The 24,359-nt window shown below is 53.7% G+C and carries 27 protein-coding genes; 23 read left to right on the forward strand and 4 right to left on the reverse strand.

The annotated features are described in order from the left end of the window. Positions 1-3: 3 nt before the first annotated feature. Entirely contained in the window at positions 4-1,137 is a 1,134-nt protein-coding gene (locus tag QNN88_RS10385; RefSeq protein WP_414240149.1) for an STY4528 family pathogenicity island replication protein, read from the forward strand. A gap of 65 nt (positions 1,138-1,202) precedes the next feature. Here QNN88_RS10385 and QNN88_RS10390 read toward each other — a convergent pair whose 3' ends face one another. The 4 genes from QNN88_RS10390 to QNN88_RS10405 form a co-directional block, all read right to left on the reverse strand. Beyond that, on the reverse strand, positions 1,203-1,874 hold the full coding sequence (locus QNN88_RS10390) for a hypothetical protein (protein WP_414240150.1): 672 nt from the start codon (positions 1,872-1,874) through the stop codon (positions 1,203-1,205). A gap of 127 nt (positions 1,875-2,001) precedes the next feature. Continuing rightward, positions 2,002-3,330 carry a type II toxin-antitoxin system HipA family toxin gene (locus tag QNN88_RS10395; protein ID WP_414240151.1) on the reverse strand — a complete coding sequence of 443 codons (1,329 nt, stop codon included), beginning with the start codon at positions 3,328-3,330 and terminating at the stop codon, positions 2,002-2,004. A 4-nt stretch (positions 3,331-3,334) separates the two neighbouring features. After that, positions 3,335-3,631 carry a helix-turn-helix domain-containing protein gene (locus QNN88_RS10400; RefSeq protein ID WP_414240152.1) on the reverse strand — a complete coding sequence of 99 codons (297 nt, stop codon included), beginning with the start codon at positions 3,629-3,631 and terminating at the stop codon, positions 3,335-3,337. Between the two features lie 492 nt (positions 3,632-4,123). After that, entirely contained in the window at positions 4,124-6,805 is a 2,682-nt protein-coding gene (locus tag QNN88_RS10405; RefSeq protein ID WP_414240153.1) for a TrlF family AAA-like ATPase, read from the reverse strand. Positions 6,806-7,512: 707 nt separating this feature from the next. Here QNN88_RS10405 and QNN88_RS10410 point away from each other — a divergent pair. The 22 genes from QNN88_RS10410 (at position 7,513) to QNN88_RS10515 (ending at position 24,296) form a co-directional block, all read left to right on the forward strand. Then, positions 7,513-8,211: a PFL_4669 family integrating conjugative element protein gene (locus QNN88_RS10410; RefSeq protein ID WP_414240154.1), complete on the forward strand. Its 699-nt coding sequence runs from the start codon at positions 7,513-7,515 to the stop codon at positions 8,209-8,211. Then, positions 8,204-8,695 carry a DUF3158 family protein gene (locus QNN88_RS10415; RefSeq protein WP_414240155.1) on the forward strand — a complete coding sequence of 164 codons (492 nt, stop codon included), beginning with the start codon at positions 8,204-8,206 and terminating at the stop codon, positions 8,693-8,695. The genes QNN88_RS10410 and QNN88_RS10415 overlap by 8 nt, the downstream gene beginning before the upstream one ends. 572 nt (positions 8,696-9,267) lie before the next feature. Continuing rightward, on the forward strand, positions 9,268-9,684 hold the full coding sequence (locus QNN88_RS10420) for an STY4534 family ICE replication protein (RefSeq protein WP_001291902.1): 417 nt from the start codon (positions 9,268-9,270) through the stop codon (positions 9,682-9,684). 120 nt (positions 9,685-9,804) lie between these two features. Next, a complete protein-coding gene (locus QNN88_RS10425; protein WP_115609672.1) occupies positions 9,805-10,269 on the forward strand; it encodes a PilL N-terminal domain-containing protein in 465 nt (154 codons plus the stop codon). Beyond that, positions 10,262-10,870, forward strand: a complete 609-nt coding sequence (locus QNN88_RS10430) for a hypothetical protein (protein WP_414240156.1) — start codon at positions 10,262-10,264, stop codon at positions 10,868-10,870. Before QNN88_RS10425 ends, QNN88_RS10430 begins: the two co-directional genes overlap by 8 nt. A gap of 6 nt (positions 10,871-10,876) precedes the next feature. Further along, the gene (locus QNN88_RS10435) at positions 10,877-11,527 is read left to right on the forward strand and encodes a TIGR03759 family integrating conjugative element protein (RefSeq protein WP_414240157.1); all 651 of its coding nucleotides are present in this window, start codon (positions 10,877-10,879) and stop codon (positions 11,525-11,527) included. Next, positions 11,503-12,036, forward strand: a complete 534-nt coding sequence (locus QNN88_RS10440; protein WP_414240158.1) for a transglycosylase — start codon at positions 11,503-11,505, stop codon at positions 12,034-12,036. The genes QNN88_RS10435 and QNN88_RS10440 overlap by 25 nt, the downstream gene beginning before the upstream one ends. Further along, positions 12,033-12,440: an integrating conjugative element protein gene (locus QNN88_RS10445; RefSeq protein WP_414240159.1), complete on the forward strand. Its 408-nt coding sequence runs from the start codon at positions 12,033-12,035 to the stop codon at positions 12,438-12,440. The genes QNN88_RS10440 and QNN88_RS10445 overlap by 4 nt, the downstream gene beginning before the upstream one ends. After that, positions 12,437-14,470 (forward strand): type IV conjugative transfer system coupling protein TraD, encoded by a 2,034-nt coding sequence (gene traD / locus QNN88_RS10450; RefSeq protein ID WP_414240160.1) that lies wholly within the window; start codon positions 12,437-12,439, stop codon positions 14,468-14,470. Before QNN88_RS10445 ends, traD begins: the two co-directional genes overlap by 4 nt. Continuing rightward, positions 14,433-14,699, forward strand: a complete 267-nt coding sequence (locus tag QNN88_RS10455) for a hypothetical protein (RefSeq protein WP_414240161.1) — start codon at positions 14,433-14,435, stop codon at positions 14,697-14,699. The genes traD and QNN88_RS10455 overlap by 38 nt, the downstream gene beginning before the upstream one ends. After that, positions 14,699-15,379 carry a TIGR03747 family integrating conjugative element membrane protein gene (locus tag QNN88_RS10460; RefSeq protein ID WP_414240162.1) on the forward strand — a complete coding sequence of 227 codons (681 nt, stop codon included), beginning with the start codon at positions 14,699-14,701 and terminating at the stop codon, positions 15,377-15,379. The genes QNN88_RS10455 and QNN88_RS10460 overlap by 1 nt, the downstream gene beginning before the upstream one ends. Before the next feature lie 411 nt (positions 15,380-15,790). Then, positions 15,791-16,333, forward strand: a complete 543-nt coding sequence (locus QNN88_RS10465) for a hypothetical protein (RefSeq protein WP_414240163.1) — start codon at positions 15,791-15,793, stop codon at positions 16,331-16,333. Positions 16,334-16,671: 338 nt separating this feature from the next. Beyond that, positions 16,672-16,938 carry a hypothetical protein gene (locus QNN88_RS10470; protein ID WP_414240164.1) on the forward strand — a complete coding sequence of 89 codons (267 nt, stop codon included), beginning with the start codon at positions 16,672-16,674 and terminating at the stop codon, positions 16,936-16,938. Between the two features lie 317 nt (positions 16,939-17,255). After that, complete coding sequence (locus tag QNN88_RS10475; RefSeq protein ID WP_414240165.1) at positions 17,256-17,576, forward strand: RAQPRD family integrative conjugative element protein; 321 nt, start codon at positions 17,256-17,258, stop codon at positions 17,574-17,576. Next, positions 17,573-17,806: a TIGR03758 family integrating conjugative element protein gene (locus tag QNN88_RS10480; protein ID WP_000187177.1), complete on the forward strand. Its 234-nt coding sequence runs from the start codon at positions 17,573-17,575 to the stop codon at positions 17,804-17,806. The genes QNN88_RS10475 and QNN88_RS10480 overlap by 4 nt, the downstream gene beginning before the upstream one ends. Before the next feature lie 18 nt (positions 17,807-17,824). Beyond that, positions 17,825-18,151 carry a TIGR03745 family integrating conjugative element membrane protein gene (locus tag QNN88_RS10485; RefSeq protein ID WP_063133653.1) on the forward strand — a complete coding sequence of 109 codons (327 nt, stop codon included), beginning with the start codon at positions 17,825-17,827 and terminating at the stop codon, positions 18,149-18,151. A gap of 3 nt (positions 18,152-18,154) precedes the next feature. Continuing rightward, the gene (locus tag QNN88_RS10490) at positions 18,155-18,508 is read left to right on the forward strand and encodes a TIGR03750 family conjugal transfer protein (RefSeq protein WP_414240166.1); all 354 of its coding nucleotides are present in this window, start codon (positions 18,155-18,157) and stop codon (positions 18,506-18,508) included. Beyond that, the gene (locus tag QNN88_RS10495) at positions 18,505-19,131 is read left to right on the forward strand and encodes a PFL_4703 family integrating conjugative element protein (protein WP_414240167.1); all 627 of its coding nucleotides are present in this window, start codon (positions 18,505-18,507) and stop codon (positions 19,129-19,131) included. The genes QNN88_RS10490 and QNN88_RS10495 overlap by 4 nt, the downstream gene beginning before the upstream one ends. Then, positions 19,128-19,916, forward strand: coding sequence for a TIGR03749 family integrating conjugative element protein (locus QNN88_RS10500; protein ID WP_414240168.1), 789 nt, complete (start codon positions 19,128-19,130; stop codon positions 19,914-19,916). Before QNN88_RS10495 ends, QNN88_RS10500 begins: the two co-directional genes overlap by 4 nt. Continuing rightward, the gene (locus QNN88_RS10505) at positions 19,913-21,253 is read left to right on the forward strand and encodes a TIGR03752 family integrating conjugative element protein (protein ID WP_414240169.1); all 1,341 of its coding nucleotides are present in this window, start codon (positions 19,913-19,915) and stop codon (positions 21,251-21,253) included. The genes QNN88_RS10500 and QNN88_RS10505 overlap by 4 nt, the downstream gene beginning before the upstream one ends. Then, positions 21,253-21,642 carry a TIGR03751 family conjugal transfer lipoprotein gene (locus QNN88_RS10510; protein WP_414240170.1) on the forward strand — a complete coding sequence of 130 codons (390 nt, stop codon included), beginning with the start codon at positions 21,253-21,255 and terminating at the stop codon, positions 21,640-21,642. The genes QNN88_RS10505 and QNN88_RS10510 overlap by 1 nt, the downstream gene beginning before the upstream one ends. Then, complete coding sequence (locus QNN88_RS10515; protein ID WP_414240237.1) at positions 21,642-24,296, forward strand: conjugative transfer ATPase; 2,655 nt, start codon at positions 21,642-21,644, stop codon at positions 24,294-24,296. The genes QNN88_RS10510 and QNN88_RS10515 overlap by 1 nt, the downstream gene beginning before the upstream one ends. Positions 24,297-24,359: the final 63 nt, after the last annotated feature.

The following is a 24,359-nucleotide window of genomic DNA, read 5'->3' on the forward strand; positions in this document are numbered from 1 at the left end:
ATCATGACACCGTATATTCAGGCGTTGATCAATATGACCGGCGACAAACTCCAGCAACGGATGCAAAAGGATCCGACAGCCGCTTCTGATAGCCTGCTGTTTATGGGCAACGCGCATGACACGGTTCCGCGTCGCTTATTGCAGGATCCACTGTTATCGCCCAGAGATAAATTTGCCTGGCAGGTGATCCGGATGCAGGCGCAGGACAACGGCGGCGCGGTGTTCCCCTCTTACAGCGAATTGCAGATACAGCTCTCTAACCGCCCGCAGGATGAAAAAGCCTCACGTAGTACCGTCAGCCGGGCATTGCTGATGCTACGCCTGACGCGCTGGCTCAGCTTGTGCCATAAGGCGCGGGATCGGGTATCCGGACGCATCCTCGGGAATATCTATGCCCTGCACGATGAACCGCTGAGCGTACTGGATGCCGTGCGTTTTGATGCCAGCTATCTTCATCTGCTGGAGCAGTGTTCGCGACATGAAAACAAAGCCATTCGCGCCACTGCGCAAGGCATTCTGTACGACATTCGCCAGGACACCAGCCTGCGTTATTTATCCTCGCGCATCGAACTGCTGGAAGAACGCGCTCGCTGGCAACAGCGCCAGTCCTCTGAGGAGACTAAGCCAGAAACGTCCGGTCTCAATACGGTACCAGGCAAAATTTCACCTGGTACCGAATCGAAACCAAGCCGGAAACCGGGACCTGACGGCTTAGTCTCAAATCAGGACCAGGCTCCTGTACGTACTGTACCTACAGATCTTTGTAATAGTACTACCGCGCGCGCGAACAACTCACCGCCGAACTGGCCGCCGGAAATTCCGTTAACTCATCCTGAAAAACAGCTTGTCTTACAGGCCATGCAGAACCTGCCGCCCCCGCTGCGCCAGGACGTGCTCAATGACGCAGCCCGACGCGTTGCCCGTGGCGGCATACAAAACCCACTCGCCTATCTGCTGGCGACGCTGCGCAAGGCGCAGGACGGTGAGTTTAATCAGTATCGGCGCGGCAAAGCAGCGGTGCCGGAATTTGTGCTGCCTGTGGTTTCAGAGCCGGAAATACCGGCAAGGCCGCGTCAAAAGCGGGATATCAGTAAGTTAGTTGCGGAGATCAGGGCGCAGTGTCTGGGGAGCAGCTAATCAACTAATTTTTCATGTGGGGGGATGCAGTGTAAATATTGCGGTTCTCCCACAGTGAAATAATCTTAGGTTAATGGTGGCGTAGGCGGCTTGTGAAAGAAGGCATTCACGACTCTTTTCCAGCGCTCCACGTATACCCAAAAATTTGCTGGCTCACTGCTGAGCCCGAGTTGACGATAGTCAGAAGCCATAGCACTAGTTAAACGCTTTCTTAGTATTGGCAGTGCGTTCCGTTTCTCGTCTAACTCCTGACGGTACAATGTTAACTCCTTGTAACTCCATTTTCTGTTATCAGCTTCGGCGATAGGATTCATATTTTTATAAGGTGTTATTTTCGTCAGAGTCCCAAGCAACGGTATGAGCGCTACAATCCATGCTTGGTACTCTTTAGGCCGATGAAATTCAAGCTTATGCTGGCAAGCAGTAATGGCATCAAAATCAATAACAACGCCTTTCTCCCTATATCCTCTTAGAACTTCCTGAATTGCCTGGTCAGGAACACTCCTTTCCGATTCCGCAGTAGGTATAAAATCATCAAGGGTATGTAACACCGTCAACGACACACGATTAATATCATTCAAAACGTTGGAACATTCTGTGAAGAGCTGTTCTAGTTTTTCAGACTGAATTTCCAGCATTTTTTTTCGCAATTCGTTACGCTGTGTGAATCTCGCCCCCAGCCAAACGGCTGTCAGCGTCACAACAGGTGTGATAATTTCTTTCCATTCAAAAGCCATTCCTTTTTTCTCCTTTAGGCTCCAGAAAAGAAACAATCAAATACCATATCAAGCGATATCCCTGTAAGCACAATGAGCTATCCGTAGTGCACTTCAATTTAAATGCTCCTGAAATTCCTCTTATGCGTTATTCCCTTCCAGCCAAACGCCTACACTGCTGCCGCATACCTTCAAAAATACACTCAGCAAGCTCAGGTGGAAACGACTCTGGAAGCAACGTAGATACACGCTCAATGACTTCTGGCGTGCTGGATATAATGTCATCCATCATGGACTCAACTTGTCGCCTTCCCAATCCGGTTAATTCACCATGATTGATCCAATGCCGCCGTTGAATTCGATAAATGTGGTAATAATTACTGCTACCGCGAACAGCCATTGCCAGTTTGCATCTCTGCCAGGAAATCTGATTATTACCATGACCAATTACCGGCCATGCTGATAAAACATCGTAAAGAGGCGTAAGGTGATAATGACTTTGTGGCTCAATAGCGATACTGAAATTTTTGGCATGGCCGTCAGTAGCAGCCAACAACCAGAAAATAATTTGCGCCTTGAAGAACTGCTCTTTGTCCTGCTCAGCCTGATCTGAATGACTCAAGATGTCCATAATATCGGAAATACCCGGCCCACCATCAGACTGGTATTTTCGTAATGGAGAAACACCTAAAGCCTGACACATATCCTCTTGTGGCAAACGAATGATCCATTGCCGATCGCCTGACCATCTTCTGTCGAAACGCTCAACCACTAATGCCTTCTGATCTTCAAACTGCGCAATCTGTGTTTTTGCTACCGGGATCCCGTAGTACTCAAGAAGCAAAGAACACAGCCATTCATTTTCAACCGATGTACTCATATCCGCTTGCATGTTCCCAACCAACCCAAGCGGTAGCTTGAAGATATGCGTTGTTGGGGTATTACCTCCTGGTAAACACCATTGTTTTTCATGCCACAATAAAGCCGTTTTTTCCTGCGCACCGGCAATTGATAAACGCAAATCGTCAGTTTCGTCCTGCCGACCAGGCAACGATGCCGCCGTAGTATTACGCAAGGTAGTGGCGATATCAGCTTCAGAAAGTGGGCGATAATTTACGGAAAATAAATCCGTGGGCTCTTCATCAACATTTAGTAACTGTATTGCACCAACGCAGTCTCTTCCCAGCTCAGCCAATAGGTCAAAAGGCTCAAGGCTTTCAGCCTGATAACGCACGGCTAAACGCCTGCGTATACCTTCGCTGTCAGGTAATAAATTATCAAAATAGTCACGAACAACGTTACCGCGCCAAAGCTGATTACCGGGAGTGAAAGGCAAAGAAAGCGATAAAGGTCTTCCCTGTTCATCAACTATCCATTCTGGAAGGTATTGTAATGAATCCTCGCCTCTGGCCTTCTCCCAGAATCCGACCCGGATTCCATTCATCCATATTGCTAAACGCTGCTGTGTTCGACGCATATCGTCACCATTTTTCCCGTCTGGCAGGTGAATTTGCCTGATTATCTGGTACTTCCGTCGGCTTTATGATTATTGAAGCTGGTCCAGAAGAGAGCACCATCTCAACGCCCAGCACGGTAAATACCTTGAACAACCGTTCAATACTGGCGCTGGCAGGATTCGCTTCCAGTCGGGCATAGGTTTGCTGTGTAACCCCCAACCTTTCAGAAACCTCTTTTTGTGTTAGTCCATTAGCTTTGCGAAAGCCAACCAACAATGGACGTAACTGATTCAAGGTTTTCAACGGATAAACAGTATTCATAAGGCATTTACCATTTTTAAGGATGCTGATACAGACTATAGGCTGTTTTTAAACAATACACCTTATAAGCTGTAAATGCAAAAAACAGCCTGTATGCTGTTAGAGCCTAAAAACAGCATACAGATTGTAAAAAGAGAAGTTCCAACTAATGACTTCAGTGAGGTAGTTAATTCGAATGTCGGGGCTGTCTGACAGCGGATGATGATTTCATGGATAGTGTCCACTAAGTGATGGTGGACACTATCCTGCCAGATATTTCAAAAGGGGGAAGACAGCTCCGTCTGGCCACTTGTATTTAAAAATCAATACATTAATTGAATGTGTCAGGCTACACCTTCAACATGGGTATTCTGCTAAGTCCGTTTGTTTGCACTGACCTTATTAGATCAAAGACCTGACTTTTCAGCCAAGACTTCGTCAGCAGTCTAAACAGGCCTTGGTCTGCTTCCCGTTTTTAGTCAAGTGAAGTGCGTAGTCTTCTATCGCCAAAATTTATATGGTGTTCAGCCACAACATGCCATATTTTTGCTCACGTGCTTCGAACGCATGACGACCACCTTCAAGCACGTCGCATATGGCTTTGCGCATGCTGTTTGCTGCACCATGATCTCCATATTCCAATGCCCCACTCCGGTAACTGATAACTTCATCATTGTTCGTGGCAATGATGACCTGCTCAGCATCACAGTTAACCACTAGGTTAGCGTTATGAGTCACTATAATGACCTGTCGATACTGCTTAATTTTTCTGAACAGAGGTACCAGATTGTGCATGATGAAATCATTGTCCAGGTCATCTTCTGGCTGATCAAAAACAAACGGCGACCCGAAGGCGTCCGTCGCCAGTTTAAGGCAAACATAGAAGGTCCCCCTCTGACCAGCCGACAGTTTTTCGACGGTTTTACCTTTATATTCAAACTCAGCCCTGACGTTTAGATAGTGCTGGATATACTCCGGGCTGTATAGATAACTGAGGAGTGCATATGGCCCCTGACTGTTAAAGTATTCGTCACGCCAGAAAAACTCCTCCAAAGTGAGTTTTCTGTCCGGACATTCCGGAAGAATCAGCATAGCTTCATTTGCTTGTAACGCCCTGAGCTCATCGATGCTGCTAACTCTGAACACCTCACGCAACCTGTCAACTGAAGTCTGCTCACCGGACGCCCTGAATCTTCCCCGATTCAGGCAATTGAGCATTCCGTTGTAAAAGGCGGTTATATCAAAGTGAGGCTGACCATAAATCCGGATATCTGTCAGAATATCCTGTATCAGTGCCTGCTGTTCCGATGTCAGATGAGGTTTTGTGGTAAGGGAAGCAAAAGCCGTATCGATAATGCCCTGTCGGGACAGTAATCCATCAATAAATTCAGCAACCAGCCTAGTTCGTTGCTCCAGCCCGTCGCGGTACTGTGACTCCTGACGATCTATTTCCTGAAGTTGATTTTCCGCCAGTTCTGTTTGTCTCTGATATTCATGCACTTTTTCCAGCAACCCCGATATATCCTGTCCCAGCCCCTGCTCTCGGAAAGAGACGATAATCTGCTCGTTATCATGCTCAAGTTGTGCCATCTGCTCCTGTACTGCCTGAATTCTGCGCACAATGACATCAATCTGGGCTGACAGATCCACGTGCGGGATTAGTTCATGTGTGGAATTATCCGAATTGATAGCATCAATTTTGGTATTCAAATCCTGCACTGCGGTGTCAATGTTCGCACGCACGCCAGTTAGATTATTTTTGGCCTGAACCAGTAACGTCTGACGCCCTCTATTTTCGCGAAATGTCTCAATTAATGTTTTATTACGGTCGCTTGTGAGAACCTCAATCTTCTCCTGAGCGGCCCTAACAACATGCTCCTGAAACTCACGCGTATTAACCAGTTCCGCATGTTCATTTCGGTACTGGTTAAATTGGCGATATGCGCGCCAAGCACTGAGATTTTCTGCCAGCTGAATACCCGTATTGCCTGCCTCATGATCAGGTGTCAGTCTCAGCATTTTCTTTATCTCATCACTGATAAGCCCTGGCTCCTGACAGAGTTTTTTTATCTCACCCTGAGACACATGCAGATATTCATACCCTTCTGAGCGAGCATCAAACCGCACTTTCTCGCCATTGGCCTTATCTAGCTCAACTGACAGATGCTGAACATTCACTTCCCGCTGCTCACTTCCCCGTGCTGCCGCACCGGCAAAGCGGGAGCGGAGAGCATCAAGCAGCAGGCTTTTACCGGTTCCCCGACCACCGATGATGGCCACCATATCCTGACTGAGGGGAATAGACAGTTTCCTGAAGCTGATCTCTTGACCGTCAAAAATAGTTCCTTCAACATCGATCTGACTGAAATGCGCTTTTGGCGTGAGATCTGTCAGCCAGTCATCCCCTATTCTGAGGCGAGCTTCAGGTTCCAGTAACGCTTGACGAAGTCCCTCGAAGGTCGGTAGTGCCTTTACCCAAGTATAACGACTGCCGATATGGTCGGCCTGGTGAGCATCGGAGCAGAGAAAAACTGGTTTGACGCTTGCGCCCTCATAACGATCCGTTCTCAGAAAGAATTCGCGATCGCCATTACCGCCGAAGATAATCTGTCCCTGGCGGTCGATTTCAGTTGCGATAGCCGCAGAACGACCGTTAGCATCGGGTCTATAGCCACCATAACCATTAGGACATACTGCCACCAAGTAATCCCTGAATGGTCGGAGTTCTGAATTGAGATGTTCAAGCAGTGCACTGAATGCCACCACAATAGTATCCACACCATGACCGCTTTCCGCGACACTCCTTTCGCAACAGTAAATAGCCTTTCTGTCTCCATCAGTTAACCTGAGAGGAAGGCGGGACAGGGCTTCATTAATACGCTCGGTGCTGATTTTATCTGAAAAGAGGATATGAATATTAATAAAATCACCGGCCCTGTTCTGCTGATCAAGACGGAACTCAACGTTTCCCAGAACAGTTATATTCAGATCCTGACGGGCAATTTCTTCCCGTATGATTTCCAGCTCATTTTGCCGGAAATAAAAATAGTTTGTCACAGCTATGAGAGATAGTTGCTGTTCTCCGAGAAGGCGTACATACCGTTCGATATCACACTGTCCGGAGTAACCATTGGCCTGCCACGTCATCGGACTATGAATGTGCAAATCCCATTTATTCCATTCTGAACCTTTCACCGGGGGACCCTTTATCATGAGAATGTTTCCCCTATAATAATAAGGATATCGTTGCACTGCTATGTGATTTCAGTGTGATACATCAACACGACTTGGCCTGATTGTATTTGTTTCAGTACGGACAATAATAGCCGAATTATTTTGCATGAGATGCAATAATACCAAAATATGAAAAATCACCTCCATTTGATGCTAAATCAGCATCAATCATCTTCTTTTTTCATGAGATCCGAAAAACCTGCACTCGGGCTTTTCACGAACGCCCGCTACGCCGCTCATGGGCCTATTAACACAGTATATTAAGTCAATACAAGCCCATACGATGTGCTTCGAACCTTCTCCTTGACCCGGCGCACAGCGGCAGAGAACATTGTTTCGCTTATTCCTGCCCGTAGTACACTTCCGGAAATCCTGAAAACGAGAGAAAACCGGATCCCTAAAAACGATGTACGGTAAATTATCAACATGGTATCAGGCTACTAATAGTCTGTTTACGGGAAGGCCGCCAAGCTGAAAATTTACTAACTGATTATTAATTTATTTATAAAACCTATCAATTTCCCATACACCAATTGGCAAGATGGTGATGCCAGTGGCATCAAAATTTCCACCAAACAATCTTCCTGCCTGCGTTTTCGTTTTCCCATTGCCCACAACCCCTCATGCCATCACTCTGCGCAGACCCCCACCCGCAACAGGAAACAGATATGTCGGACTACACCTTCAACATGGGTCCCCTGCGTAGTGCGATCCATATTCAGCTTCACACCCATAACGCCACCCGACTGTGGACCGGGCGGCGGGCGACAGAGAACGGCCCTGCGCCAATCATTGGGATGCCGCGCTTTATCGAAATCCTCAACCAGATGCGCATCGCCGCAGAACATAACGATCCTTACGCCGATCTGTGGATGCTGCGCATGGAAGAGAAACTGGTGCAGTCGCGTAAGTTGATGCAAGTGATGCTGGATCAGGCGAAAGCCATGTTCAGCGAATTGCCGGAAGGCATCGATATTGAAAACTGCTTCAATGTTCAGCCTGCCCGCTTTCCGCTGTTTATCAACGCCCCGCTGGCCTATCAGGGTGTTTATCTGCTGACCGACTTCGACCAGCTCGCACGCCAGCTTCTGCTGGCCTCTCATATCGCCGTCATCTCCCGCAGGGAAATGCACAACCGGTTGAATAACGGCGCAACGGTTATTCGCAGCGCCTTCGGTCTGGCGCAGAAATATCACGGCTCCGGGCTGACCCGTCAGGACTTTATCGACGATACACCGCAGGCCAGAGCCGCCATTGAACGTTTAGGCCCGCTACCGGAAGCGATACTGAGCGGCAAGCTGCGCTCATCGTTTTCATCACCATTGCCAGGCAAGGCCGAAAATCCCGGAGTGGCAGAGGATGAATAACCCCATAACCGGCTATCAGTCGCTGGCTGATGAAGACTATAAAATGCTGGCTTACGTCTCCTCGCTAAAAGGCCTTTTAAAGCCTTTTAAGAGTAAGGGGGAGCTGGAGCTGCTCGAGAGCAATGCCCGAAGCGTGCGCGAGATGATGGAGCCGTTAATGCAACGTCTGATCCAGAGCGCCAGACGCTACCCTGTGCGCCAGCTTCCGCTGATATTCACCATCGGACCGGCCCCGTCCGGTGCAAACTTCCTGCGCTGGCGGAACCAGCAGAACAACAAATCCGGCACCCCGGCATTCTGCAACCTGATTGGCGATCCCAAAATCCCGCAACGTGCCAGAGATGCCTTGCTGGAAATCGAGCGGGATCGCATCGTGTTCAATATGCAGATGTCGGTGCTGACCTTCATCATCCGCCAGGCGCGTGAGTGTCAGGAAAAGATGAACCAGGCAGAAATGCTGTATCAGGGGCGGCAAAATAGCTGACGCAGGACATGAATTGCAGCACGACACTAAGCGGCTGCGCGATTACTCTCGATGCACTCCCAACAGCGCGGCATGTTTTGCTGGTTCGCGCTCGTGACGCTCCCGTCGCGCAAAACACCCTTTACGCTCCTGTTCAGTATCATTCTGGGCGGATAGCCAGGCGACAGCCGTCTCGCTATCCGCCCGGACCTCCTGCATTGTTCCGGCGCCCACCGGATAACAACGGGATCCGTTTGTGCGCAAGCGCCAGTTATTGCGATTTACACTGCTGACAGAAATCGCGCGTAACCCTACGCGAACAGTGGCCCCTTCAGCCCGCTGCACCTTAACAGCCTCCGTGCGGAACACGATATTTAAGGTGCAGCAAACAGAATATCGCCTCGCAATCTCCCTTCCCCCTCGTTTAAATCCCCTTGCTTATCTGGTAGCCGGAACCTGCACGCTACCCGCCGTAAGGCGTGGTTCCTGACACACAATCCTTTTAAATGCGCAGCATCACACAGGCGCATCCCTTTCACCCGATGCACTCTGCATATCACCAGGTAACGCGTTTAACCACGCGGGAGGATCCTATGAGCGAGAAAACTTACTTCAATCTGTACACCAGCGGTCTGGGTTACGTAAACCGTGTCCGCACCGTCACCCCAAAACGCGGCGAACCCTTTTTATGCTGTGACATTGCCGCATTAAGCGGAGCCGCCGATGACGTGGATTATGTCCGCTTTGACTGCAAAGTGACCGGCAGCGAAGCACGTAAGCTGATTGCCCGTTGCGAGCAGGCGGTCAATGAAAAGCGCAAGGTGCTAATCCACTTTCGGTTGGGCGACTTATACGTCGATATGTTCACCTACAGCAAAGGCGAGCGTAAAGGCGAAACAGGCGTCAGCCTGAAAGCCCGGCTGCTCTATATTGGCCTTGTCAAAATCGACGGTGAAGTCGTCTGGCAGGCTGGGAATCAGGAAGCAGAGGCGGAAGCTGATGCAGCCTGAATCTTTATCGTGACGCCCACTCCGGGCGTCTTTTTTTCATCACCGAAAAACAATTTCCCGTTGTTTGTCCTCCCTCCTTTGCACACCCTCTGGCTATTCCTCACCAGAATCAAAGAGACAATGGCGCGAATAACAGGATGGATTATCACACTGCTGATGCTGGGCGGCTGCACCGCACCGCAACAGCCCCCTGTGCCTGCGCCAAAACCCGCAATACCGCCAGCGCCTGAAGTGGTGCGCTATGACCGTTACCTGTTGATCAACACCCGCCCCGACGAAGCTCAGCGCAACCCGCTGCACCAAATCGTCAACATCAACCTGCCGCTGAACCTGAAGCTCACCGTTGGCGACGCCTTCACCTGGCTGCTGAAACAAAGCGGCTACAGCCTGTGCACCAATGACCATTCCACACAGTTTCTGGCTGGCAAACCGCTGCCGCTTTCGCAATACCGACTCGGCCCGATGCGACTGGAAGAGGCACTGAAAACGCTGGCCGGACCGGGCTGGCTGATGCAGAGCGATGTACTGAACCGCGAAGTCTGCTTTCACCTGAACACGCCGGGAACCGGAGACCATCATGCTTAAACGTCTGGCTTACCTGATAGCGGGCAGCACTCTCCTTCTTCTGGCGGCGGCGATGTTCTGGTGCGTCAACCACCTGAATACCCTGATGCTGGCACAGCAACAGACACAACGGCAGATAATACAGTGGCGCGAACAGTCACAGCCAGACAGCGATTATCGCGAGCTGGAGGTTGCCGTAAAAAACATTACCGGGCGCACCGAAGCCCTTACCCGGCAGCTTGACGATGCCGCCAGCGCTCAGGCCGAACGACTTAACCCCATCAACGAACAGCTCAATGAACTGAAGGGACAAATCCAGGCCCTGAGCGCCAGTTATCAACACCTGCAACAACAAACCGCCACGCGCAGCCGCGCAAAGGCAAAACGTCCCGTCTCATCTCCGCTTTGGGCCGCAAAGGCCCCTTTTTCTCTTATCAGCAGCGAGTTTCGCGCCGGGCGACAGTTCGCCGTGATTACTCCTTCCGGTTATCACTCGCTCTCACAGCTTCAGCTTGTGGCCCCCGGCGACAGCGTGCAGGGCTGGCAATTGCTGCAACTAGACGGCGACCGCGCAACCTTCCGTAAAGGCGGGCAGCGGCTGACGCTGAACGCCGGAGGATAAACCGCAATGCGCAGATATCTGCTGCCGTGCCTTCTGCTACTGCCGCTGTTTGCCAGCCCGCAGCAAACCCGTATTGAAGAACAGACAATCACCCACACGCAGGCGCAACAGTGGGGATTGACCGACAGCGAATGGCAGCGCTACCAGCAACTGCGTCAGGGCGAGCGCGGCATCTGGTCGCCGGGACTTGATCCCCTTACCACTCTTGGTGTGGAGGCCAACAGCGACACCGAACGCCAGCGCTATGCCGAACTGCTGGCCCGTAAAGAACATCAGCGGGTGGAGAAAGAGCTGGCATTCCAGCGTGCCTATAACCGGGCATGGAAGCGGCTTTACCCGACGCTGACGCCCATTCACAGCGTCGTCCAGCCACGTCTGGCGCTGTTCGTCAGTGAAAAATGCCCGGCCTGCGAGACGCTGGCGCAGAAGCTTATCAACGACGACCGCCCGCTGGACATCTGGCTGGTCAACAGCCGTAACGACGATGCCAGCCTGCAACGCTGGGCACAGCGCCAGCATATTGATATGCGCAAGGTCGAACGCGGACAGATAACGCTTAATCACGATAACGGGAGCTGGCAACGCCTCGGCGGCGGAAAGCTGCCGCTATTGCTGGAACAACAGGGGGAGCAATGGCGTCCCGTCTCTGCTCCCTGATAGTCGGCCTGCTTATCAGCGCCCACGCCTGCGCCGTGCCGCCGCTGTATGCGCAAATCGCCCGCCAGCAGCAGGTTCCAGCGGAACTGCTCTACGCGGTAGCCCGCGCGGAAAGCGGCACCCGACTGGCGCAGGGGCTACATCCGTGGCCGTGGACGCTGAATATTGCCGGAACCGGCTACCGTTACCCCAGCCGTTCTTCAGCCTGTCGGGCATTACTGGACTTCGCCCGTACCCGCAGCCTGAAACGCATCGATGCCGGGCTGGGACAGATTAACCTCGGCTGGAACGGCCAGCGGTTTCCCTCACTGTGCGCCAGCTTCGATCCGGCGGACAATCTCACTGTCACCGCCCTATTGTTGCGTCAGCACTACAACGCCTCCCCCGGAAGCTGGCTGGACGCCGCCGCCCGCTACCACCATCCCGCCGGAGGCAAACCCGCCGCCGTCTACCGCCAGAAAATCAGCCAGCAAATCCGGCGGCTCTCCGCATCAGGGACGTCGCCATGAAACACCTGATTCCAGCCATACTACTGTTTACTGCCGCCGCGATTGCCGGGCCTGCCGTTCCCATGCAGGCGCTGGATGAGGCCCGGTTACTGCCAGTCATCACCCACAATCTGCATCCCGGTCAGCAACCTCATCTGGCGCTCAACCTGCCGGGGATGACACCACTGTTTTTAATCGGTGACGATCCGCTGTCCTCAGAATGGCTGCGCCAGCACCAGAACATATTAAAAACCCTGCACGCCACCGGGCTGGTCGTGAACGTCACCACGCTGGCGCGGTTGAATGCCCTGCGGGCCATCGCCCCCAAACTGACGCTGCTGCCCGTCAGCGCCGACGATATGGCAAAACACCTGCCCATCACCGCGTATCCGGTACTGATCACCGACAAGGGGCTGGCACAGTGAGGCTCGATTTTATCCTGCGCCCGGCGGTGGAGCTTTACAGCGCCAGCGCGGCCCTGCTGGCGGCAGTATGGTGCGTGACGGCTCCGCAGACGCTGCTGCTGACGCCTTATTCCGGATTGCTGCTGGCACTGGCCTTGCTTGCACTGTCTGCCCTGCGTCTAAAACAGGGAGTGCGCATCCTGTGCTTTCGCCGTCGCGTGCGTCATCTGCCGCTCTGGACACTCTCCGCCAGCCACATCCCATTACTACCCGACGCCCTGTTTCTCGGGCGCGGCTTTCGCTGGCTACCCACGCATACCCAGCGGCTGTATCTGTGTCGCCTGCCACAATGTGAGCACTGGCTGCGGACAGACCGCCCTTCCGCCAGCGGCGGCGATCCGTTGCTGCATGGCGTGGAGCTACGCGAAGGCCAAGTCACGTTGCCGCTACGAGACCGACCCGGACATACGTTAGTGCTCGGCACCACCCGCGTCGGTAAAACCCGGCTGGCGGAACTGCTGATTGCCCAGGATATTCGCCGTGGTGACACGGTGATTGTTTTCGACCCCAAGGGTGATGCCGACCTGCTGCGCCGCGTGTGGGCGGAGGCGCACCGCGCCGGGCGGGAAAGCGTCTTCTGGCTATTTCATCTGGGATGGCCGGAAATCTCTGCCCGCTACAACGCCGTCGGACGCTTTGGCCGCATCTCAGAAGTTGCCAGCCGCATCGCCGGACAACTTTCCACCGAGGGTAACTCCGCCGCCTTCCGCGAGTTCGCGTGGCGCTTCGTCAACATCATCACCCGCGCCCTGGTGGCACTGGGCCAGCGCCCGGATTACGCCCGCATCGCCCGTCACGTTATCAATATCGACGAACTGTTTATCGACTACGCCCGCGTCTTCCTGCCCGGTCATGACCGCCAGGCATGGGACAACGTGGTGCGGATTGCCGGTGGCATTACCGATAAAAACACGCCACGTAATCTTCAGGGACGGGACAGCTACGTCGTCGCACTGGAGCAGTACCTTTCCACCACCCGGCTGCATGACCCGATCCTCGACGGCCTGCGTTCCGCCGTTCGCTACGACAAAACCTATTTCGACAAGATCGTCGCCTCGCTGCTACCGCTGCTGGAAAAACTGACTACCGGGAAAATCGCGCAACTGCTGGCCCCGGACTACGGCAACCTTAACGACCCGCGCCTGGTGTTCGACTGGCAGCAGGCGATTCGCCAGCGGGCGATTGTCTATGTCGGGCTGGATGCATTGTCCGATGCCGAGATTGCCGCCGCTGTCGGCAACTCGATGTTCGCCGATCTGGTCAGCGTCGCCGGACATATCTACAAGCACGGCGTGATGGATGGCCTGCCGCAAACGGAAGAGAAAGCAGCAATCAACCTGCATTGCGATGAGTTCAGCGAACTGATGGGCGATGAATTTATTCCACTAATAAATAAAGGCGGCGGCGCAGGCGTGCAGGTCACGGCCTACACCCAGACACTCTCCGATATCGAAGCCCGCATCGGCGACCGCGCCAAAGCGGGCCAGGTGGTCGGCAACTTCAACAGCCTGATCATGATGCGGGTACGGGAAACCGCCACCGCCGAACTGCTGACCAGACAACTGCCGCGGGTGGATGTGCTCAGCAACAGCGTCAGTTCCGGCGTCATCGACAGCGCCGACGCTCAGGGCAACATCGGGTTTTCTAGTAACATCCAGGATCGGGTAAGCAGCGTGCAGGTGCCACTACTGGAACCCGCCTCACTGGTCCAGCTCCCCAAAGGTCAGGCGTTCGCTCTGCTGGAAGGCGGTCAGCTCTGGAAGCTACGCATCCCGTTACCGGACGCAGCACACGATCCGCTGATGCCGGAAAGCATCACGCACATCGCCCGCTATATGGAAAAACAGTACGACAGCGCTCCCGTATGGTGGAACCGCCCGGAGACAGTTGTAACGGCGAAAAATGACCCTATTTTATGGCTGAACGACAGCGAAACCACGGAGAAACTGACCGATGACACCCCGGACACATCGCCATCTCGTAAGCGTTGAAGTTATATGGCCCGCGCAAACCTTGCCACTTCCCCTGCAACAGGCGGTAGATGCGTTGACACAGGGAGAAACGCCCGACCAGATTATCGCTCGTATGAATTTGCAGGGCTTTCAGGCATGGCGCGAAGCGACATCACTGCAGGATGAACACGATATTTTTCAGGTACGACTGGATGAGGCTCACGAGGCGCGATTCCTCTGCCGCTACGTCACGCTGCCGCTGCACTGATGCCCGAACATACGCCACAACCTGTGCGCCGTCCCGGACTGCTCGGCTGGATAGCATTACTTCCCGGCGTGCTGGTCGGTTTTTTCCTCGGCGCGTGGATGCTGGCGATAGCACTGGAGTGGCTGGACGATGCATTGTTCTGGCGGAATGCCTGCGCCAGCCATAGCGAACAGGTATTGCAGGCAACATGGCAGTGGTGGCGGGGTTCCGCTAGCGCACCAGTGTGGTTAGTAGAAGATCTGGCGCTTGTCAGCGGTACGTTACAGCAAGGGATTGCGGCGCTGGTTCATTCGCTCAACGGGCAAAGTGGGTTGTTCTGGACAGAGACGGTCACTACGGTGATCCGCTGCGCGTTACTGTCTGCGAGTAACGTCACCCTCACCTTTTTGCTGCGGCTGGCGATTTTGTTGCAGGCGCTACCTCTGTTTGCTCTGACTATCACCATCGGGCTGATTGACGGGTTGGTAAGACGCGACTTACGGCGATTCGGCGCAGGCCATGAGTCCGGGTTTGTTTATCACCACGCCAGGCGTATTATCGCCTCCAGCCTAGCGGCAACGGGGCTGGTGTGGCTGGCAGTGCCATATGTTCTTGAGCCAGAGTATGTAATGATGACCGGAGCGATGAGTATTGGACTTGCCGTATCGGTAGCGGTCAGTGTCTTTAAAAAATATTTATGATGCAGCTCTGATAGCTACTCTATCTATATTAGCCATGATTTGAGCGGACATGGTTACAGCACTGGGCTAAACCTAATCTGATAGGCTGCTCTGTGTTGTGAGTTCAATAAATCGATGCAACGCCATTGTTAATAGAATAGAAAATACCACTCGAGAAAAATTAACAATCCAAGAAACATCATACACAAGAACTTTTAGGGGATTATCTAATCTATAGACAAAAAATTTTGTCACTTATTTTTGTACAACTCACAGGAGATCCTCCAGAGTGGAAAAATCTATTAGTTTGAACTTGGTTGTTATTTGAAAAGCATTACTGTTCGTTACCATTTTGGTTCTTTTAGTTGCTTCATTCTTCTGGAAAATAAGTATATTCTAGACAAATCATGACTCACACAACATAAGGTACACATGAACGAGCTATCAGATATTCTTAATACAGCAACTGCTTCAGTTGACCAGAATTATTTTTTGCTTCCTCGATATGAAGGTTCAGATGTTTTACGTGAACGCCACTACTGCTATGAACTTTACCATCAAATGAGATGTTCATGGCCAAAGCAACAGCCCTTTATTCTTTCTGGAGAAATTGATAAAAATTCTCATTATTACATTCGAGATCTTATTGACTCGTACCCTATTCCTGACTTTCTCATTCATATACCTGGAACGATGGACAACTACGCTATCATTGAGGTTAAAACGACCAATTTGCCATCAGAAGGGATTAAAAAAGACCTAGAAACCTTATCTATTTTCGTTGAGCGAGCTAAATATCAAAGAGCAATATTTCTTATTTTTGGTCATTCTTTTTCAAAAAATAAACTAGAAAGAATTAAGAATGCTTATACCAATCTAAGTGCTAATGGTGTGAATGTCCAGCCTATAGAGATATGGCTGCACGACACTTGTGGGCAGTCAGCAAAACACCTCATCACTTTGGAAAATAAATAGCTGCGCCTAATACCGTGACACTTTGTAGGCTCAATGGAGGAATTTAAATGTTCAAACGCCATGATTTTATGTCAGTAGATGATATATTTGAATTCCTATCTCCTTATATAGAGAATAGTTAAGATCTTGAAAGTTTCTTTTTAGAGTACATAACCAAGAGTCTTATATTCGCCTCACGTTAGCACTAAGAAGTTGGTATGGTAAGCATCCCCATATTTTTCACACCAGAACATACATTGATACTGGACTATTCGTGATTGACAGCATCTATGGTAGCCAAGGCGCTTAAAGCGCATTACTAACTAAGATATTTAAATAACATAAAATTGAGAATAAAAATGGATAAATATAGTTCGTGCATTATTCTGTTCACTAACTCAAGCACTTCCAGCACAGTTATTACTGGCGTACTCATTTTTGTAATCGGGCAAATTATACTTAAATGGTTTTTAGAACCATTGCTTTCCCTTAAAGAGCAATTAGGGAAAACATCTGCACTATTCCTGCGAGAGCAAGCCATTATAACAAACTGCTCTAATAAAAATGATATTGTTAACCAACTTAAAGAGAGTGCATCCAGTTTATTAGCAAAAAAAGTGCTGTAACATGGTATTGTCTATTTTCATGCTTTAGACTCGTGCCATCAGCAGAGAACATCCAGAATGCTTCCCAATCAATGAATCTGATTGCAGGGTTAATTCAAAAAAACAATAACGAAGGAAATGTAGCAACGGATATTTATTCTGAAATGGAGAAAATAGCCAACTATTTAAAAATAATTGTAAAGTATGGTTAATCTACTACTCCCCCCCATAAATCAACTAAAAATAGTTTTTTACATACCCAATAAATAATTCATTGAGGATTTATCCACAAATCCTCTCTTATCCTGCCTCAAAAGTAAGTCCGCAGGAGCTTCGCCATGAAATCTTGTCATCCATTTTTCATACTTTCCATAGTTCTTTGCCCTGTGGCTGGTGTTTTTGCCGCCCCCCTCACCGAGCGCGAAGAGCTAACCCTGACCCTCAACCAGCTTAGCCAAATTGAAGCCTCGCTCCACCGCGCCCAACAAAGCGCCAGAACCGGCATCAACGAGCGCTACTACTTCGACTATCCACGTATCCATGGCGATATCACCACCCTGCGTAGCGGGATTGAACATTACCTCACCCCTGCCCGCGCTCAGCCACGAGATACAGCGACGCTGACCGGGCAATACCGTGAGGAGAAAACCACACCATGACCCCAGAACAAATCAGCGCCTTCCAGGCCGCCAGTCTGGTGAAACCCGATGCCGTCAGCCTGGTGATGCTCGGCCTGTTCAGCGCCTTTCTGCTGCTGTGGGTGGTCTGGGTGCTGAATGACGCCTACCGGGGCGTGGCGACAGCGCGGGTGAGCTGGCGGGCGCTGGGCAGCATCGGCGGGCGCACCATCTTACTGCTGCTGGTCAGCTTCTGGCTGGTACTGAGCTAGCGGATTTCAGGAGGCAAAATGAAAAAACGCATCTTCAGATGGCTGCTGTGGCTCCCGGCCCTTCCTGCATATGCCGATCTGCCAGAGATGGAAGATCCCTCACGCGGTCAGGGCGACGGTATCATGGAGACGTTGCAGAACTACGGCTATGACATTGTGATCCTGATGACGCTGGGCATCTGCGCCGTGGGCTTTCTGGTGGTCGCTAACAACTGCATCGCCACCTACTCCGAAATTCAGGGCGGGCGTAAGCAGTGGAAAGATTTAGGCGCAATGGCAGGCGTCGGCGCGGTTCTGCTGGTGATCACCATCTGGTTGCTCAACCAGGCCTCGGACATCCTGTAAGCCATGAGCACCATCTCCTTTATCCCGGAACGGCTGAACCGCGAGCCTGCGGTGTTTCGCGGTCTGACGGTCAGCGAGCTGCTGATAGCGCTGCTGGTCGGGCTGGCTACAGGCGCAATTGCTGGAGCCATTCCGGCAGTACTATGTCGAAACTGGAGTCTTATCCCCGGCAGCGCCCTGCCCGGCGCTACGCTGGCGATCCTCTGCGGCGGACGTTGGCTGGCGCGACTGAAACGCGGACGTCCGGAGAGCTGGCTGTACCGGGCGCTGGAGCTGAAACTGGCCCGTTTCGGCATCGGCACTCAGCGTTTTGTCCTGCACGATGGCGTCTGGGCCATTCGCCGGAGCCGACGATGAGCGCCTTTAAGCACGCGCTGGCCGCGCGGGATGCACATATCCGCACCCTGCATATTGCGCTGTTTGCGTTATTCCTGCTGGCATCAGGCATGGGATTCGGCTGGTACAGCGCTCCACGCCAGCTCACGGTGTACCTGCCACCGGATCTCCGCGCTGCCAGCCAGCGTCCGTGGTGGGAAGTGCCGCCCGCCACGGTGTATGCCTTCACGTTTTCGGTGTTTCAGCAAATCAACCGCTGGCCGACCAACGGCGAGGCCGATTATCCCCGCAACCTCAGCGCACTGCGGGCTTACCTCACTCCCGGCTGCTACAGCCAGATTGACCGCGAATTTCGCCAGCGCCTGCAAAACGGCGAGCTGCGCGACCGGGTACGCGGCGTGTATGAAATCCCCGGTCGGGGATTCAGCGATAAGCGGGTGCAGATCCTTGACCGCGATAACTGGATTGTGACGCTGGATCTGACCGTCGATGAGTATTTCCACTCTGAACCCGTCAAAAGGGCGATGGTCCGTTACCCCATCAAAGTGCTGCGCTACAACATCGATCAGCAGAAAAATCCGTGGGGACTGGCGCTGGACTGCTTCTCATCGCCACCGCAGAAACTGGAGGCGGCTAAACCATGAATATCCGCCCGCTGCCGATCCTGCTGGTTGCCCTGCCCCTGCACGCCATCGAGCTGGTGAAGTGGGAACGCATTCCGCTGCCGGTGGTGCTGAACATCGGGCAGGAGCGGATCGTCTTTGTCGATCGTAATGTCCGGGTGGGCTATCCCGCCGCTATGGAGGGCAAGCTGCGCATTCAGAGCAGCAACGGCACGTTGTACCTGCTTGCCAGCCAGCCGTTTGCCGCCACCCGGCTACAACTTCAGGACACAGAGAACGGCGAGCTGATTTTGCTGGACGTCTCCGCCAGCAAGGGCGAGCACATCCGGGAGCCGATGCGCATTGTCCGCGAAGAGAAGAAAACGCCTGATGCGAAGCCCGATGCAGTTCCAGAACCCTTATCCTCCACGCCGCTTCCGGTCGCGCTCACCCGCTATGCCGCACAGATGTTATATGCCCCGCTACGCACCGTGGAGCCTTTGCCGGGCGTTCAGCCCGAAAGCGTGCGGCTGGCAAAAACCATCACCACTCTGCTGCCCGCGTTACCCGTCAACGCCATACCGATCGGCGGCTGGAAGCTGGATCCTTATCACCTGGCGGCGATCCGGCTTCAGAATAAAAGCGCCACCTGGCTGGAACTCGATCCGCACCAGCTTCAGGGGCAGTTTTACGCCGCCTCCTTCCAGCATCGCTGGCTGGGACCTGCGGGCAGCGCCGAAGACACCACCGTGCTCTATCTCATCACCCGCCATCATCGTCCTGAACAGGCGATCCTGCCGGAGCCTGCGCCGGAGAAGAAAAAATGAAGCTCCAGGCCAATATCCTGCTGCGGGTTCTGACGCCGCTCATTCTGCTGGCAGGCAGCATCCTGCTGTTTCATGCCTGCCAGGACCGCAAAACCACACCGTCAGAATCCTCTGCGCCTGCAACATCCCTCAGCCACGACGAGCTGAAAGCGCTGGGGATTGAGGGCGACACGCCCGCCGATACCGTTGCCACGCTGGTCGGCCAGATGAAGCTCTGGCGCAAGGAGCTGGAGACGGTAAAAGCCAGCAACGCCGCACTGGTGCAGGAAAATCAGCGCCTGCGTGAACGCGAGAAGAACACCGACAGCCGCATCAACGAAGCCATTAACCGCCAGCAAACCAGTAGTACCTCGCAGCAGCAAAACGAATTGCTCAGCTCGTTACAGACGCAGATCCAGCAGCTAAAGGGCAACAGAACAACGGATGACTCGCTGGCCGGGCTGGGGATTGATGAACCGGAAACGGCCTCCGGAGAACCACTGCGCTGGATAGCCCCCGCTGATACCCTGCCAACCGATAAAAATGGTCGTCCTCTGCAACCTGCACTGGCCTTTCCTTCCGCGATGCAGAACACTGCGCCACAACCAGAAGCACCGCCTCCCGCCGCCGTCAAACCGGTCTACACCCTGCCGCAGAACAGCACGTTAATCGGCTCGGTGGCGATGACCGCGCTGCTGGGGCGCATTCCGCTTAGCGGCAGCGTCACCGACCCTTACCCATTCAAGGTGCTGATTGGCCGCGATAACCTCACCGCCAACGGCATCGAGTTGCCCGATATTGAAGGCGCAGTGATCTCCGGCAACGCTACCGGCGACTGGACGCTCTCCTGCGTGCGTGGGAGCTTAACGTCAATCACCTTTATCTTCCGCGACGGCACAGTACGCACGCTACCCGCCGAAGGCGACAAAACCGGAAACGGCACAGAAGGCAATATCGGCTGGCTGTCCGATCCTCACGGTCTGCCTTGCATCCCCGGCGAACGCAAATCCAACGCCGCCGAATATATCGGCTCGCAGTTCCTGCTGGCCGGATCGTCCGCCGCCGCGCAGGCGCTGGCGAACAACCAGACCACCTCCACCGTGGAGGACGGTTCCATCACCACCGCACTGACGGGCGACAGCGGGCAGTACGTACTCGGCCAGGCGCTGGGCGGCGGCCTGAAAGAAAGCGCCGACTGGTTTAAACAACGCTACGGCCAGATGTTCGACGCCATTTATGTGCCACCCGGTCAGGCCGTTGCCATCCATATCACTCGCCAACTCACCATCGACTACGAACCTGACGGACGGCGGGTGAACTACCGCACAGCAGGCGAACGCACTGGAGACCTGGACTGATGCGTATCCTGATTTTTCTGTTATCGCTGCTGCTGACCGCCTGTAGCACCGATCAGAAAACCCTGCTGCCAGTGGATGAAAACACCACCATGCTGAACATCTGGGGCCGACAGAATAACGATGCGCAGGCACTGTACGACGCACGCTCAGTCCTGCGTCGCCCGCTGGATGACTCCACGCTAACCGCGCAACTGCAACAGGCGACACGCAGTGATGCAAATGCAGATAAGGCGCTGTTCCGGCGACTACCTAATCCGGATCTGGAGATGTATATCTTTCCCCATCTGGCAGGCAGCGAAGGTGTTCCGGTGCCGGGCTATACCACCGTCTTCCCCTTCTATAACCGGGTGCAGTACGCCCTGCCCGGCGAGCGGACCGATCCGCTGTGATGATGCGTAGCGGCACGCTAACCGAACGGACGGTGGACAGCCTGTACCAGAAAGGCGCGTCGTTCGTCGATTTTCTGCCGTGGGTGGAGTATCAGCCGGAAAGCAAAACGCTGCTGCTGGATGACGGGCGCTCAGTCGGCGCGGTGTATGACATCACGCCGTTCGGCACCGAAGGCCGCTCCCCGGCGCGGCTGGAAGAGTTGCGCGATATCCTGAAGGACGCGCTCCAGGACAGCTTCACGGAATACGACCGCCATCCGTGGGTGGTGCAGTTTTACTGTCAGGATGAGGACGACACCGCAAGCTGGCTGGCCGCACTGCGTGACTACGCCGTACCGGAAGCACGGAACTCTGATTTTACCCACGCCTGGCTGAACGAGATGGAGCGCCATCTGCACGCCGTTTCCCGCCCGGAAGGCTACTTTATGGACGATGCGGTCAGCCATACCCGCTGGCGTGCTCAGCAGCGCCACACCCGGATGGTGGTCTACCGCTGGCTACCCAATAAATCCCGCGATCCGCTGGAAGACTCCCCGGAAGAGGCGCTGAACACCGTTTGCGAACGAATGGTCTCCGCGCTGGCCGGCGCGGGTATTCACACCCTCAGGCTGGAATGTGAGGCCATTCGTCACTGGCTACTGCGCTGGTTTAATCCCGCCCCGCAAATGGCCGATTCGCCCCGGCAGTTCTGGCAACAGATGGCGCAGCAGGATGACACACCGGAGCTGCACGACTTTGCCGAGAGCCTGCTGTGCAGTGAACCTCGCTCGCAGGCCGCACAGGGTACATGGCTGTTCGACCAGTGCCCGCATAAGGTCATCGTGCTGGACAGGCTACGCAAAGCGCCCACTGTCGGCCATATGACCGGAGAATCCGCACGCGGCGACGGCATTAACGCGCTGTTCGACCTGCTGCCGGAAGGGGTGATCATGGCGCTAACTATCGTCGTCTGGCCGCAGGATCGGCTGGAGGAGCATTTAAGCCGCCTCAGCGACCGCGCCATCGGCGAGAACGTCGAATCGGAGTACACCAAAAAAGACTGTCAGGAGGTGCGCCACTGGCTGAAGGACGGCCACAAACTCTACCGCAGCGCGTTGGCGTTTTATCTTTCCGCCCCGGATAACGGCGAACTGACCCGACGCGTGCGCAGCCTGAACAGCCTGCTGCTGAATGCGGGTATGGTCCCGGTACAGGAAAATGACGAACTCGCTCCACTCAGTTCGTGGCTGCGCTGGCTGCCGATGTGTTTCGACCCGGCACGGGACAAGCGCCAGCTCTATACCCGCTTCAGCTTCGTGCAACACCTCGCCAACCTGCTGCCGCTGTTTGGCCGCGAGAGCGGCACCGGGCATCCGGGCGTCAGCTACTTTAACCGGGGCGGCGGGATGCTGTGCTGGGACCCGCTCAACCGCGAGGACCGCGCCCAGAATGGTCATCTGTTGCTGCTCGGCCCGACCGGCGCAGGCAAATCCGCCACCCTGAACGCAAAAATTGCACAACTGATGGCTCTGCATCGCCCACGTCTGTTTATTGTCGAGGCGGGCAACTCGTTCGGACTGATGGCCGATTACGCTCGCGAGCATGGCCTGACGGTGAATAAAATCAGCCTGAAACCCGGCTCCGGCATCACGTTGCCGCTGTTTGCCGATGCGTGGAAACTGGCGGAGAGCGATGCGCCTTCAGCAGAACCGGATGATGACGATCCCGAAGAGAACGACAACGAACAGCGCGATCTGCTGGGCGAGATGGAGATCACGGCCCGCCTGATGATCACCGGCGGCGAGCTGAAAGAAGACGCCCGCCTGACACGCTCCGACCGGGCATTAATTCGCGAAGCGATTCTGCACGCCGCCCAGTTCACCGCCCGAGAAAAAAGACAGACGCTGACGCAGGATATCCGCAACGCGCTGTTTGCGCTGGCACAGGATGTGGCGCTACCGGATTCCCGCCGTAACCGGCTGTGGGAGATGGGCGAAGCAATGAATATGTTCTGCTCCGGGTTTGAGGGCGAACTGTTTAACCGCGAGGGTGAGGCGTGGCCAGAGGCGGATATCACCCTGGTGGACCTAGCGATGTTTGCCCGCGAAGGATACGAAGCACAACTGGCGATCGCCTATATCTCGCTGATTAACCATATCAACAATCTCGGCGAACGCGACCAGCACCTGGCACGGCCCATCGTCAATATTACCGACGAGGCGCATATCATCACCGTCAACCCGCTGCTGGCACGGTTTCTGACCAAAGGTTCGAAGATGTGGCGCAAGCTGGGGATCTGGCTTTGGCTGGCAACGCAGAATCTGAGCGACTTTCCGGATGATGCGAAGAAACTGCTCAATATGATCGAGTGGTGGGAGCTACTGGTGATGCCGCCCGAGGAGGTGGAGCAAGTCAGCCGCTTCAAATCCCTGACGCCGGAACAGCGTCAGCTACTGCTCAGCGCCACCAAAGCGCCGGGGAAATATACCGAAGGCGTGGTGCTTTCACCGCGTGTGGAAGCGCTGTTCCGCGTGGTCTCCCCTGCCCTGTGGCTGGCGCTGGGAATGACGGAGAAATATGAAAAAGCAGAGCGGATGCGGATTATGCAGGAGTTTGGGTGTAGTGAGCTGGAGGCGGCGATGAGGGTGGCAGAAAGGTGTTTTATTACTGGCTAATTTGTAAGGATACATTATATGCAATAAAGTCTGGAGCGATTCAAATGCCGGAAGCAATCATTA

Source organism: Citrobacter sp. ANG330 (genome assembly GCF_047467925.1).
Taxonomy (GTDB): Bacteria; Pseudomonadota; Gammaproteobacteria; order Enterobacterales; family Enterobacteriaceae; genus Citrobacter_A; species Citrobacter_A amalonaticus_G.

Excerpts from the sequence above, each read along its gene's own strand:
- QNN88_RS10385 (WP_414240149.1), top strand. The coding sequence starts at position 4 with ATGACACCGTATATTCAGGCGTTGATCAATATGACCGGCGACAAACTC.
- QNN88_RS10390 (WP_414240150.1), bottom strand. The coding sequence starts at position 1,874 with ATGGCTTTTGAATGGAAAGAAATTATCACACCTGTTGTGACGCTGACA.
- QNN88_RS10395 (WP_414240151.1), bottom strand. The coding sequence starts at position 3,330 with ATGCGTCGAACACAGCAGCGTTTAGCAATATGGATGAATGGAATCCGG.
- QNN88_RS10400 (WP_414240152.1), bottom strand. The coding sequence starts at position 3,631 with ATGAATACTGTTTATCCGTTGAAAACCTTGAATCAGTTACGTCCATTG.
- QNN88_RS10410 (WP_414240154.1), top strand. The coding sequence starts at position 7,513 with ATGTCGGACTACACCTTCAACATGGGTCCCCTGCGTAGTGCGATCCAT.
- QNN88_RS10415 (WP_414240155.1), top strand. The coding sequence starts at position 8,204 with ATGAATAACCCCATAACCGGCTATCAGTCGCTGGCTGATGAAGACTAT.
- QNN88_RS10420 (WP_001291902.1), top strand. The coding sequence starts at position 9,268 with ATGAGCGAGAAAACTTACTTCAATCTGTACACCAGCGGTCTGGGTTAC.
- QNN88_RS10425 (WP_115609672.1), top strand. The coding sequence starts at position 9,805 with ATGGCGCGAATAACAGGATGGATTATCACACTGCTGATGCTGGGCGGC.
- QNN88_RS10430 (WP_414240156.1), top strand. The coding sequence starts at position 10,262 with ATGCTTAAACGTCTGGCTTACCTGATAGCGGGCAGCACTCTCCTTCTT.
- QNN88_RS10435 (WP_414240157.1), top strand. The coding sequence starts at position 10,877 with ATGCGCAGATATCTGCTGCCGTGCCTTCTGCTACTGCCGCTGTTTGCC.
- QNN88_RS10440 (WP_414240158.1), top strand. The coding sequence starts at position 11,503 with ATGGCGTCCCGTCTCTGCTCCCTGATAGTCGGCCTGCTTATCAGCGCC.
- QNN88_RS10445 (WP_414240159.1), top strand. The coding sequence starts at position 12,033 with ATGAAACACCTGATTCCAGCCATACTACTGTTTACTGCCGCCGCGATT.
- QNN88_RS10455 (WP_414240161.1), top strand. The coding sequence starts at position 14,433 with ATGACACCCCGGACACATCGCCATCTCGTAAGCGTTGAAGTTATATGG.
- QNN88_RS10460 (WP_414240162.1), top strand. The coding sequence starts at position 14,699 with ATGCCCGAACATACGCCACAACCTGTGCGCCGTCCCGGACTGCTCGGC.
- QNN88_RS10465 (WP_414240163.1), top strand. The coding sequence starts at position 15,791 with ATGAACGAGCTATCAGATATTCTTAATACAGCAACTGCTTCAGTTGAC.
- QNN88_RS10470 (WP_414240164.1), top strand. The coding sequence starts at position 16,672 with ATGGATAAATATAGTTCGTGCATTATTCTGTTCACTAACTCAAGCACT.
- QNN88_RS10475 (WP_414240165.1), top strand. The coding sequence starts at position 17,256 with ATGAAATCTTGTCATCCATTTTTCATACTTTCCATAGTTCTTTGCCCT.
- QNN88_RS10480 (WP_000187177.1), top strand. The coding sequence starts at position 17,573 with ATGACCCCAGAACAAATCAGCGCCTTCCAGGCCGCCAGTCTGGTGAAA.
- QNN88_RS10485 (WP_063133653.1), top strand. The coding sequence starts at position 17,825 with ATGAAAAAACGCATCTTCAGATGGCTGCTGTGGCTCCCGGCCCTTCCT.
- QNN88_RS10490 (WP_414240166.1), top strand. The coding sequence starts at position 18,155 with ATGAGCACCATCTCCTTTATCCCGGAACGGCTGAACCGCGAGCCTGCG.
- QNN88_RS10495 (WP_414240167.1), top strand. The coding sequence starts at position 18,505 with ATGAGCGCCTTTAAGCACGCGCTGGCCGCGCGGGATGCACATATCCGC.
- QNN88_RS10500 (WP_414240168.1), top strand. The coding sequence starts at position 19,128 with ATGAATATCCGCCCGCTGCCGATCCTGCTGGTTGCCCTGCCCCTGCAC.
- QNN88_RS10505 (WP_414240169.1), top strand. The coding sequence starts at position 19,913 with ATGAAGCTCCAGGCCAATATCCTGCTGCGGGTTCTGACGCCGCTCATT.
- QNN88_RS10510 (WP_414240170.1), top strand. The coding sequence starts at position 21,253 with ATGCGTATCCTGATTTTTCTGTTATCGCTGCTGCTGACCGCCTGTAGC.
- QNN88_RS10515 (WP_414240237.1), top strand. The coding sequence starts at position 21,642 with ATGATGCGTAGCGGCACGCTAACCGAACGGACGGTGGACAGCCTGTAC.